This window comes from Flavobacterium profundi (assembly GCF_006491645.1).
Classification (GTDB): Bacteria; Bacteroidota; Bacteroidia; order Flavobacteriales; family Flavobacteriaceae; genus Flavobacterium; species Flavobacterium profundi.
On record NZ_VDCZ01000005.1, the window covers coordinates 210355 to 223146 of the forward strand.

General features: G+C 34.1%; 9 protein-coding genes. 6 read left to right on the forward strand and 3 right to left on the reverse strand.

The genetic code is table 11. From position 1 onward, the window contains the following. Window positions 1-4 precede the first annotated feature (4 nt). The 5 genes from ilvB (at window position 5) to FHG05_RS08945 (ending at window position 7691) form a co-directional block, all read left to right on the forward strand. Window positions 5-1753 carry a biosynthetic-type acetolactate synthase large subunit gene (gene ilvB / locus FHG05_RS08925; RefSeq protein ID WP_140997663.1) on the forward strand — a complete coding sequence of 583 codons (1749 nt, stop codon included), beginning with the start codon at window positions 5-7 and terminating at the stop codon, window positions 1751-1753. Between the two features lie 2 nt (window positions 1754-1755). Continuing rightward, window positions 1756-2343, forward strand: coding sequence for an acetolactate synthase small subunit (ilvN, locus tag FHG05_RS08930; RefSeq protein ID WP_157504217.1), 588 nt, complete (start codon window positions 1756-1758; stop codon window positions 2341-2343). A gap of 180 nt (window positions 2344-2523) precedes the next feature. Continuing rightward, complete coding sequence (ilvC, locus tag FHG05_RS08935; protein ID WP_140997665.1) at window positions 2524-4002, forward strand: ketol-acid reductoisomerase; 1479 nt, start codon at window positions 2524-2526, stop codon at window positions 4000-4002. Between the two features lie 79 nt (window positions 4003-4081). After that, window positions 4082-5326 carry a threonine ammonia-lyase IlvA gene (gene ilvA, locus FHG05_RS08940; protein WP_140997704.1) on the forward strand — a complete coding sequence of 415 codons (1245 nt, stop codon included), beginning with the start codon at window positions 4082-4084 and terminating at the stop codon, window positions 5324-5326. A gap of 607 nt (window positions 5327-5933) precedes the next feature. Further along, window positions 5934-7691 (forward strand): aromatic amino acid hydroxylase, encoded by a 1758-nt coding sequence (locus tag FHG05_RS08945; protein ID WP_140997666.1) that lies wholly within the window; start codon window positions 5934-5936, stop codon window positions 7689-7691. Window positions 7692-7818: 127 nt separating this feature from the next. Here FHG05_RS08945 and FHG05_RS08950 read toward each other — a convergent pair whose 3' ends face one another. Continuing rightward, the gene (locus FHG05_RS08950; protein ID WP_140997667.1) at window positions 7819-9441 is read right to left on the reverse strand and encodes a DUF4832 domain-containing protein; all 1623 of its coding nucleotides are present in this window, start codon (window positions 9439-9441) and stop codon (window positions 7819-7821) included. 97 nt (window positions 9442-9538) lie between these two features. On the opposite strand from FHG05_RS08950, the gene FHG05_RS08955 reads away from it, so the two are divergent. Further along, a complete protein-coding gene (locus FHG05_RS08955; protein ID WP_140997668.1) occupies window positions 9539-9847 on the forward strand; it encodes a rhodanese-like domain-containing protein in 309 nt (102 codons plus the stop codon). 96 nt (window positions 9848-9943) lie between these two features. Here FHG05_RS08955 and FHG05_RS08960 read toward each other — a convergent pair whose 3' ends face one another. Together FHG05_RS08960 and FHG05_RS08965 are read right to left on the reverse strand one after the other, a co-directional pair. Then, a complete protein-coding gene (locus FHG05_RS08960; RefSeq protein ID WP_140997669.1) occupies window positions 9944-10573 on the reverse strand; it encodes a DUF4230 domain-containing protein in 630 nt (209 codons plus the stop codon). An 86-nt stretch (window positions 10574-10659) separates the two neighbouring features. After that, a complete protein-coding gene (locus FHG05_RS08965) occupies window positions 10660-12732 on the reverse strand; it encodes an OmpA family protein (protein WP_181369158.1) in 2073 nt (690 codons plus the stop codon). Between the last annotated feature and the right edge of the window lie 60 nt (window positions 12733-12792).

The window sequence follows — 12792 nt, forward strand, 5'->3', positions numbered from 1 at the left end:
AACTATGGAAACAGTAGCGCAATCAACATTGGAAAACAACATTGGAAAAACCCATAATGTATCGGGTAGCTTGGCCGTTATAGATGCTTTATTATCGGAAGAAGTCACCACTGTTTTTGGATATCCCGGTGGAGCCATTATGCCTATTTATGATGCTTTATATGATTTTGGAGATAGTTTACAACATATTTTAGTTCGTCATGAACAAGGTGCTATTCATGCTGCTCAGGGATATGCTAGAGCCAGTGGTAAAACGGGTGTTGTTTTTGCTACTAGTGGTCCTGGGGCAACTAACTTAGTTACAGGATTAGCTGACGCACAAATCGACTCAACTCCTATTGTTTGTATAACAGGTCAGGTTTTTGCCCATTTATTAGGTACGGATGCCTTTCAAGAAACGGATGTAATCAATATTACCACACCTATTACCAAATGGAACTATCAAGTAACAGATGCGAATGAAATTCCTGAAGTTCTAGCAAAAGCTTTTTATATCGCAAGTTCAGGAAGACCAGGACCTGTTTTAATTGATATTACCAAAAATGCGCAATTGCAACTTTTTGAATACAAAGGGTATAGACAATGTGTTCATGTAAGAAGTTATCGTCCGGAACCTATTGTTCGTAAAGAATATATTGAACAAGCTGCCCAACTTATCAATCAAGCCAAAAAACCATTTGTAATTTTTGGTCAAGGCGTTATTTTAGGGAATGCAGAAAAAGAATTTTTAAGTTTTATTGAAAAAGCAGGTATTCCAACCGCATGGACCATTATGGGAATGAGTGCTATTCCTACTGATCATCCTTTAGCTGTAGGTATGCTTGGCATGCATGGTAATTATGGTCCGAATTATCTTACGAATGAATGTGATGTTTTAATTGCCATCGGAATGCGTTTCGACGATCGCGTTACAGGTCGACTTGATAAATATGCGAAACAAGCACAAGTAATCCACTTGGATATTGATCCTGCTGAAATTGATAAAAATGTACAAACTACGGTTCCTGTGTGGGGAAATTGTAAAGAAACCTTACCCCTTTTAACCGAATTAATTGATACAAAAAACTATCCGGAATGGTTTGCTGAATTTGAAGTAAAGAAAGAAAGGGAAACTACCCTATTAATTGAAAAAGAATTGAATCCTACTTCTGACCAATTAACCATGGGTGAAGTTATGAAAGTACTGAACGAATTAACGAATGGAGATGCTGTTATTGTTACGGATGTTGGACAACATCAAATGGTGGCGTGTAGATATACCAAACAAAATCAATCAAGAAGTAATATTACTAGTGGTGGCTTAGGTACTATGGGATTTGCTATTCCTGCTGCCATCGGTGCCAAATTTGGTGCTCCAGAAAGACAAATTGTAGCCATTATGGGTGATGGTGGTGCCCAAATGAATATACAAGAACTGGGAACCATCATGCAATACCAACCTAATGTAAAAATACTCATCTTAAACAACAGCTTTTTAGGAATGGTAAGACAGTGGCAAGAGTTATTTCATGAAAAAAGATACTCGTTTACCGATATCCAAAGTCCGAATTTTGTGACGCTTGCAAGCGCTTACAATATTGCTGGAAAACAAATTTCTAAAAGAGACGAACTAAAAAGTAGCCTAAAAGAAATGTTAGACCATCCTGCATCGTATTTATTAGAAGTAGCTGTTTTACATGAAGACAATGTATTCCCAATGGTACCACAAGGAAAAGGTGTAGCTGAAATTGTTTTAAGTAAAGAAGAAATTTAATTATGAAGAAAGAGCATACATTAACCGTTTATACCGAAAATCAGGTAGGCCTTCTGAATAAAATAGCAATTATTTTTTCGAGAAGAAAAATCAATTTGGAAAGTTTTAATTCTTCTCCAAGTGAGATTGAAAAAATTTATCGTTTTACTATTGTGGTTATCGAAACCGAAGAAGTAGTTCGCAATCTGGTGAGACAAATTGAAAAAATCGTAGATGTTTTTAAGGTGTTTAACAATACAAATGATGAAATCATTTGGCAACAAATTGCCTTGTATAAAGTACCCACTAGTGTGATTATGAAAGATGTAAAAGTAGAACGTTTGCTAAGAGAATTTGGTGCAAATGCAGTGGTTATTCGAAGTGATTATACGGTTTTTGAAGCCACTGGACAAGATGATGAGATTAATAATTTATTAAAAGAATTGGATAAATATGGTCTTATCGAATTTGTCAGAAGTTCTCGTATAGCAATCATTAAATCGAGTGAAGGGGTACATAAAAAAGTGCTGGATATGCAAAAAAATGATCCTCGAAAATCACCTATTAACAATGAATACTTAAATCATAAAAGTAAGATTTTTCAAATGTAGTAGATAGAAGAAAATCTAACTATAATCAATAATCTTTTTAAAAATAAAGTCGTCAGTTCGAGTGTTTTTGTGAAGAGAAACGCAACAAAAATGTATCGAGAACAAATAGAAAACTTCTCGATATGCTTCGAACTCGAAGTGACATATAAAAAAATACAAACTAAATTAAAAGAAAGAATCATGTCAAATTATTTCAATGCCTTACCTCATCGTTTAAAAGTTCAAGAATTAGGAAAGTGCGATTTCATGAATAACACCGAATTTTCAGAAGGTGTAACCCAATTAAAAGGTAAAAAAATTGTCATTATTGGTTGTGGTGCCCAAGGTTTGGCTCAAGGCCAAAATATGAGAGATAGTGGCTTAGAGGTAGCGTATGCACTACGTAAAGAAGCTATTGAAGGGAAAAGAGCCTCATTTGTAAACGCTACCGAAAATGGCTTTGAAGTGGGAACATTTGAAGAAATGATTCCAAAAGCCGATTTAGTTTCGAACTTAGCACCAGACAAACAACATACAGATGTGGTAAACAAAGTTGTGCCTTTGATGAAAAAAGGAGCTTGCTTATCTTACTCTCATGGATTCAATATAGTAGAAGAAGGCACAAAAATAAGAGAAGATATCACCGTAATAATGGTTGCTCCAAAATCACCAGCATCTGAAGTAAGAGCTGAATATTTAAGAGGTTTTGGTGTTCCAACATTAATTGCGGTTCACACCGATAATGACCCAAATGGCGAAGGCTTAGAAATTGCCAAAGCCTATTGTGTAGGAACAGGTGGACATAAAGCGGGTGTACTACTTTCTTCTTTTGTGGCGGAAGTAAAATCGGATTTAATGGGAGAACAAACGATACTTTGTGGTTTATTACAAACGGGTTCGATTCTATCGTTCAATAAAATGGTGGAAAAAGGAATTGATGCAGGTTATGCTTCTAAATTAGTGCAATATGGTTGGGAAGTGATTACCGAAGCTTTAAAAATTGGTGGTATCACTAATATGATGGATCGTTTGTCTAATCCTGCAAAAATTGAAGCTTTTAAACTGGCTGAAGAATTAAAAACCATTATGACGCCTTTGTTTGAAAAACATATGGATGATATTTTATCCGGACATTTTTCCAAAACCATGATGGAAGATTGGGCAAATGGGGATAAAAATTTATTGCAATGGAGAGCGGAAACTGGGGAAACTGATTTTGAAAAAACTCCAGCTTCTGAGGTAAAAATTAGCGAACAAGAATATTTTGATAACGCCCTTTTAATGGTGGCTTTTGTAAAAGCAGGTGTCGAATTGGCTTATGAAACCATGACGCTTTCTGGAATTAAAGAAGAATCCGCGTATTATGAATCGCTACACGAAGCGCCTTTAATTGCGAATACTATTGCGCGTAAAAAATTATTTGAAATGAACCGTGTTATTTCGGATACTGCAGAATACGGTTGTTATTTGTTTGATCATGCGTGCCAACCTTTGTTAGCTGATTTTATGCAAAAAGTAGATACGAATCTTATTGGTAAAAACTATAATGATACCGCTTCGAATCAGGTGGATAATTTCGAATTGGTAAAAGTCAATGCTAGTATTCGAAATCATTCTATTGAAATTTGTGGGGCGCAATTAAGAGCGGCTATGACTGCCATGAAAAAAATTGTAGCGTAAAAGAGCAAAGAAGAAAGAAGAAAGAAGAAAAGAATAGCTAAATAAAAAGTGGATTAAAAAAATCATGCTTACAACAACAATGACATTATTTGAAGAAGTATTGGAAGCTAAAAAGCAATTTGAAGAGGTGGTCTTCCCTACTCCTTTGTTACCCAATCGAAATTTATCTCATACCTTTCAAGCCAATGTGCTTCTCAAAAGGGAAGACTTACAAGTGGTGCGTTCCTACAAAATACGTGGCGCTTATAATAAAATGAGTGCTTTAACGGAAACGGAAAAAAAACAAGGAATTGTTTGTGCTAGTGCTGGCAATCATGCACAAGGTGTGGCATATTCTTGTCATTTATTACAAATTCATGGCAAAATTTTCATGCCTAAAACCACACCGAAACAAAAAATCAAACAGGTGCAACTTTTTGGTCAGGATTTCATTGAAATTATTTTAACAGGAGATACTTTTGACGATGCTTATGCTTCCGCGAATGCTACTTGTCTCGCTGAAAATAAAATTTTTATTCATCCTTTCGATGATGTAAAAGTCATTGCGGGTCAAGGTACTGTGGGTCTAGAAATTTTAGAAGATTCGAAAACCAAAATTGATTATGTCTTTGTGCCTATTGGTGGTGGTGGTTTGGCTTCCGGACTTTCGACGGTTTTTAAAGAATTGAGTCCGAATACTAAAATCATTGGTGTAGAACCTGCTGGCGCCCCTTCTATGAAAGTATCCATTGAAAAAGGAGAAAATACCCGTTTAGATGACATCGACAAATTTGTAGATGGTGCAGCTGTGAAACAGGTAGGACACCACAATTATACCATTTGTAAAGAAAATTTAGACGATATTATTCTCGTTCCTGAAGGAAAAGTATGTTCTACTATTTTACAATTATACAATGAAGAAGCCATGGTGGTGGAACCTGCAGGTGCTTTAACAATTGCCGCTTTGGACTTTTACAAAGACAAAATTAAAGGCAAAAATGTGGTTTGCATCGTAAGTGGTAGTAATAATGATATCGAACGAACTGCAGAAATTAAAGAGCGTTCCTTATTATACGAAGGTTTGAAGCATTATTTTATGATTCAATTTCCGCAAAGACCTGGTGCTTTAAAGGAATTTGTAAATGAGATTCTAGGCGAAGATGATGACATCACCTATTTTCAATTCAAACAAAAAAACAATAGAGAATCAGGACCAGTGATTGTTGGACTAGAATTAAAAAACAAAGCAGACATTGCACCTATTTTAGAAAAAATGAAACTTAAAGGTTTTGAATTTCATTACCTCAACGAAAAGGAGGATTTATTTGCACAGCTGATAGGCTAATAATTCTCTGGGTTTGGTTTAGTCAATAAGCTTCACAGGAAACTGTGAGGCTTTTTTAATTAAAAAGTGTGCTATTAATTTTCAAAAATAGCACACTCTGGTCTTAAAACTAAACTACTATGGCAATCTATACTAGTTAATACAAAAAGCAGGCCAGTTTTTTTATTTTAGAAATAATTCGTAAAAAATTATATTGAATAATTGTGTCAATTTATTTTCAAAAAATATTTTGCAACACTTGTTGTGGCAATCTTTTTTGTGGCATTTTTATTGCTCCAATGTTTTTGCCACAGTTTGTGTGGCAATTTTAAATTTTTAAATGATTTGAAACAGGTTTTCAAAACGCTACTATTTTATAAACAGCTTTTACTCCAATTATTCACATTAGTCAATTCTTGGTTGTTGGTTAGCAGTTATGAATTTCAAATATTGGTTCTTTAGTATTAAGTATCTTTCCTCTTTCCTCTTTCCTCTTTCCTCTTTCCTCTTTCCTAACTACTAATCACTAATTCCTCTTTTTACACATTCCTCAAAAAATCTCCTTTTTTACATCCCAAAATCCGCTAAAAAATTCGTATTTTTACGGATATATTAATTTATGTGCATTATGGAAGCATCTTTTGAAAGCAATCCTTTGATAGACAGGTTACCGAAACATTTAAAACAGTTTATAAAACCGCAAGATTATGAAGATTACACGCCTATTAACCAAGCGGTTTGGCGTTATGTAATGCGTAAAAACGTGGATTATTTGTCTAAAGTTGCACATGAATCGTATTTAGAAGGTCTAGAAAAAACAGGTTTGGAAATTGAAAACATTCCAAATATGTATGGCATGAACCGTATTCTAAAAGAAATTGGTTGGGCAGCTGTTGCTGTAGATGGTTTTATTCCACCCAATGCTTTTATGGAATTTCAAGCCTACAATGTTTTGGTTATTGCTTCCGACATTCGTCAATTAGAACACATCGAATACACACCCGCTCCCGATATTATTCATGAAGGTGCTGGTCATGCTCCTATTATTGCCAATCCAGAATATGCAGAATACTTGCGTCGTTTTGGTGAAATTGGTTGTAAAGCCATTTCTTCTGCTCACGATCACGAAATGTATGAAGCCGTGCGTTTGCTTTCTATCTTAAAAGAAGCAGAAGATACTCCGGAAGCTGAAATAAAAGCAGCAGAAGATCGTGTAGAATACCTACAAAATAACATGGGTGAATTGTCTGAAATGGCGCGCATCCGAAACTTACACTGGTGGACGGTTGAATACGGTTTAATTGGTACCGTTGAAAATCCTAAAATTTATGGCGCTGGATTGTTATCTTCTATAGGAGAAAGTGCTTGGTGCATGACCGATAATGTAAAGAAAATACCTTATTCAATTGTGGCAGCCGATCAAAGTTTTGACATTACAAAGCCACAACCCCAACTTTTTGTAACTCCTGATTTTGCACATTTGAGTTTGGTTTTAGAAGAGTTTGCTAATACCATGGCCTTACGAAAAGGAGGTCCGAAAGGTGTTCAAAAACTAATTGATTCCAAAGCATTAGGAACTATTGAATTAAGTACGGGTTTACAAATTTCAGGGGTGTTTACCAACGTTATTGAAGACGAAGGAAAATCGGTTTATGTACAAACTACTGGGCCCACTGCTCTATCCTACCGAGAAAAAGAACTCGTGGGTCATGGTACAGAATATCATGCAGAAGGTTTTGGTAGCCCAATTGGTATGCTAAAAGGAATTAACTTGGCTATTGAAGATATGGGACCAAGAGATCTACGTGCCTATGATATTTATGAAGGCGAACAAGTAACCTTAGAATTTGAAGGTAATATTGTGGTTTCTGGAGAAATTGTTACGGGAACTCGAAATTTACAAGGAGAAATTGTCATTATCAAATTCAAAAACTGTACGGTTACCCATAATGACACGGTTTTATTCCAACCAGAATGGGGAGTTTATGATATGGCTGTAGGTAAAAAAATCACTTCAGCATTTAGTGGTCCTGCTGATGTGAACAGTTTTGATATGATTACACATGTTCCTTCTTCCACCACCATTAAAGCAAAAATATCGGAAGAAAGAAAAGAATTAGAAATTTTATACCAAAGTGTGCGTGACATTCGTGAAGGAAAAACAGCTACTACTACTTTAAAAGAAGCTTTTGGTGCCGTAAGTGCCAACCATCCTAACGATTGGTTACTGAGTGTAGAAATTGCGGAATTAGTTTACCAAGCGAATGATAATGCGTTTTTAGATAAAATTGTCAATCATTTAGAATTCGTAAAAAACAAACGCCCAGAAGTAGCGCATTTAATACAGAACGGATTAGACTTGATCTTTGAAAAAGATTTGGTTTAATTGTAAAATTAGACTATTTGAATTTTACTAAATAAAGATTCTTGCATAGTCACATCGAGCGCAGTCGAGATGCGTTTTAACCTCTCGACTGGGCTCGATGTAACAAAATAACTATAAATACTGCGTCTTACTGCTTATTAATTTTCTTAACAATTTTACCGTTTTGCGTTTCAAGATGTAAAAAATAAGTTCCTGTTGGTAAAAATGAAACATCAATTACATTTCCATTTGCTTTCACAAAAACGCGTTGGCCTACCGTATTAAAAAGTTGCATTCTCATAATTCTTTCACTAGTACTAACGGTAATTGTAGCAGACGCTGGATTAGGATAAACTTTTACCGCATCATTATGGAATGAAGTGGTTTGTAAACTTCCTACAGTAACGGTTTGTGCTAAATTATTCATGCCGCTACTCGCTTCCCAAACGGCATCATTAGCCAAACGAATGGAATATTTTGGAATAGTATGCAAAGAGGGCTCATCATCAGGAATAAAAAGATAACTGGAGTAATCTCCTGAAGGTAATGTTCCTAAATCGAACGTTTCATTAAGTGCTATTGAATTTTCCCATTGTCTAATATCAGCATTCATTACATATAAATTATTTTGTAGAGTGGCCGTATTTCGAAGTACTAAATAAACAGCTCTCGCTTTAAAAACACGAGCATAACCTTCATTAGTCAAATTAATTTGTACATTCAAATTAGTTCCTTGCACCTCAAAAGTAGAATTCGTCAAAACAAAACGATAGCCTAATTTCCTCTTTATTTCATCAATATGATTGGAATTTGTCCAATTCGTTATGTTTTGTTCAAAATAATCCCGGTTCAACAAAGACCAGTTGGTATAATCTAATTCTAAAACAGCATTGGCTCCATCGGTTCTCGGTGCGTTTAATCCATTGGTTTCTCCAGACATGGGCACATATTGGGTTTCATTACTTAAATACACATAATCAGCGGTACCCACAGGGTTTTCATATTGACTATTCACATCATAAGTCCCTTGATCTCCATAATCATTTAAAAAGGCATCATTAAAAAAACCAATTCGTGCCAAAGCTGTATTTTGATAAGCCGTAGCTGGAGTAAGTGGTGTGTTGCCATACATTGTTTTTTTCAATAAAGGATAACGCAACTGTATTGATATTTCAACTGGAGTAGCATTTAACATGGCGTCTACTACTTCTTTTCGATTGAGCCATTGCGTAGGAGTGATACTATCTTCAGTACCAAATTCACTCGAATTTGTATAATACCATTCGCCCCAAGTGCCTATAAAACCCGCTTGATGTGAAACAATAATATCTTTATTTTGATATAAAAGCGGTTGCAACTGACTAATATGCGATAGAATTTGTGCTTTTGAAGCCTGTTGTGGCGCACTTCCTTCTGCATTGGAATACGAAAAACGAACGATACATTTAAAACCAGCTGCTTTGATTCTATCAAAATCCAATTGCATGTTACTTAAGTAAGTAGCATTAATATTGGTTGTCAAAAAATCTTCCAAAAGAAAATACCGAAAGATTACGCTCACTTTATCCGTTCCATTGTACCAATTATTCAATTCGGAAACATTAATATTACTATAATTGGGTGTGGTTGCATAATTAGCATTGGTAATCGAATATTTTTGAAATCCTCGCTCTGGATTCGCAAAAATGGCATTAGAGGCGGTGTAATTCACCGTGTTTTGTGACCATAGGGAGTGACACAAAACAACTAAGAGTAGTTGTATTTTTTTCATAATTTAGGATGTTGTTTGTTTCAGTATAACGCCAATTCGTAACAATTGTTACAATTCGGTAAGAAATAGCGACTTACATTTGTATAAAAAAGAAAATATGGGATTATTAGACATATTAGGATTAGGCAATAAATCCAATGAAATTCAGGAATTTGTTCAAAAAGGTGCTGTTATTTTAGACGTAAGAACGAAAGAGGAATACAATGAAGGACACATTAAAGGTTCTAAAAATATTGCTTTACAAAGTTTAGATTCAAAAATAGGAGAAATAAAGAAGTGGAACAAACCTGTTATTGCTTGTTGTCGTTCAGGAATGCGCAGTGCACAAGCCACTTCTATTTTAAAACAAAACGACATCGAATGCATAAACGGTGGTGGGTGGACGAGCTTACAAGGTAAATTGTAAATCAACTATTTTATAAAACCAAATGTACCTGGAAGTTATTTTTGGGTACATTTTTTTTGTTTGAGAAAGAAACTATCAACAGCTTTCTAAAATAACTTATAACTTTAAATCGGTTTCTTTTTGAATCACATTTCCTTTGTATTGTAAGGTCCAACCCATAGAATTGGTTACCACTAACATTTTAGTAAGTTCAGAAAGCAATCTGTTTTGAGCGTTGGTCTTTAATGTGGAATTTTCAATCTTTTTAGCCAAACTTTCTTTGGCACTTTTCGCAATCTTATTGTAATCGTCTCCTGTAAAAGCATTAAAGGTAGAAGATTCTGTATTGTAGTATTTGATATCAGGGGAAATTTTGATTTCTTCTTTGGGAATATTAGTAATGGTTACAATCTTACGTTCAGCATCGATATCATAAGTCACTTTACTCAAATCGAAACCCACCGTTACATCTGCATTAATAACTACTAGGGCTTTTTTATCAAAAGTTACACCAGGAATATAGGTTTTTTTTCTGTCTTTATAGGTTAGTACTTCTGCAAAATGGCCTTCTGTAACTACTAACTTTCCAACATTCTTAATTTGTTGTTGAATGAGATTGGTATCATTTTCTAAAGTGGTTTCTCGCGAAGGCGTGGTAAAATATTTGTAACCAAAGAAAAGTACCAATCCTAATAAAATAAGGACTAGCCATTTTCTTAACTCTGAAAGTGTTGTAAAAAATCCCATAGTTAGTTAGTTAATTAGTTATTTTAATTACTAACGAAGATACTAAACAAACGGATAAAAATGGAATGACTTCAAAAAAACTTATTTTACATGGCTACAATGGAAAACTCTACTCTTCTATTCAATCGTTTACCTTCTTCTGTTTCATTTGTAGCTATGAATTTTTTTTCTCCATACCCTTTTGCGGTTAGCCGTTCTTGTTTAATTCCTTTACTTAAAAGATAATTCATAACAGCGTTGGCTCTGTTGAATGATAGTACTTGATTGTCATTATCTGAACCTACCGCATCAGTATGACCTGCAATTTCTATTTGCAAATGTTTGTTTTCCAATAAAACTTTATATAACTTGTCCAATTCTGCATTCGATTCGGGAAGCAAATCGTATTTCCCAGAATCGAAGAATATATTATTCAAACGAATCGTTTGTCCTTTTTGTATAGGGTTCAAATACAAATCCACAGTAATTTCTTTATATTCTTTTAAATTGGATAAATCCACATTTTGGGTAACCGCATAATACCCTTCCTTTTCTGCCATGAAACTATATTTTTCACCAAAAGGTAAAACTATTGAATAATCTCCTGTCTTTGGATTGGAAAGAGCTGTCCCTAGTGGTTCATTAGTTTTCAAGCTGTTGTAAACTATAGGTGCACTTATAATTTGATTGGTTTTACTATCATATACTTTTCCTGAAACTAAAACTACAGGGTCTTGTTTTGCAGTATTTTTAATTTCGTATAAATCACTACCTCTTCCTACAAATGCTTTATCCCCTTTTGCTGTTAAAAAAAGACTCAAGTCATCTAATGTAGAATTGATAACATTCCCTAAATTCTTTGGCTTAGACCAATTGGTCCAACTATCGTCTAATCTTTTAGTAACATACAAATCATAACCTCCATAACCTGGATGCCCTTTACTTGAAAAGTATAAAGTTTTACCATCAGACGCTAAAAAAGGATTAGCTTCTTCACTATAAGTATTCACTATATTACCAAGATTAAGCGGTGTTGACCAAGAGCCTTCCTTTTCCAAAAAACTCACGTAAAGATCTTTTAATCCAAATCCTTCTTCTTTTTGGATTGCCATTAACAAATGCTTATTATCATTAGCAAGAAAATAGCCTACATACTTATTTTTATTAGAGAAATTTTTAATTTTTATTTCTTTAGGAATTCCCCAGCCCTCTTTATTTTTATAGGCGATTGAAAGTCCTGAACCTTTTATAGACATACCATCTTCACTATAAACATTAGCTAAGAGCAAACTATTATTGTCTGGAGAAACTGAGATTACAAAATTATTCCCCATATTGTTTATTGGTCTACCTATATTTTGAGTTTCAGACCATGTCCCATTTTCAAAAGTTGAAAACCAAACATCTCCTTTTGAACTATCGTCAATGTTAAATTCACAATATTTTCTTTCAAAAAAAAGTGTTTTACCATCAGGGGCAATTACAGGATTATTTTCAGAAAAATCTTTTGAGGAAATAGTTTCAGGTAATTTTTCGATTTTAAGATTAGCATCAAATGTTTCAATTACATCAATTGACAATGGGAATTCCGTTATTTTAAGATTAGAAACTTTAATGGTCATTTTGGGTGCTAGTATAAACCCAAATTTATCTCCATAATAAATTGTTTTATTTGTTTTCAAAATGACTTCATCGTTTACATAAACAGTAACGATTTGAGCTCTTTTGCTTACTTTAATGGTGTTTTCTCTTTTGCTTTTTACATTTTTGTTCTCTGTCCAATTCAAATCGTAATAAGAATGTTTATTGTAATGCCAATAAGCTTGATGTTGTCCTTTTTCATTTAAACTAACCACATGGTAATTTGAATTGTCATTGTAACAAGCCCAAACCAATCCGTAGCCAGAAGTTTCAGAATTTGTTTTTTCCAGAGACATGGTAACTTCTACATCAAAATCATTTGCTTCTAAATTGCGATTTACATCAATTAAACTCCATTTTGAATTTGTGTCGTGATTGTTTTCTAGAATTAAACCTCTTTTTTCAACGTAAACATTATAATTATCATTATTTATGCTTAGATTATAATTGTCTTTTTCAAAAGTATCGTTTATGATACTGTTTTGGGAATAGATATTCGATATGAATAAAAACAGAAAAAATAAGTAGTTATTTTGCATGGGATTCATTTTAAAAACAAAATTGAAAAAAATCCTACCCAAAAAAAATAAGGCAATTGC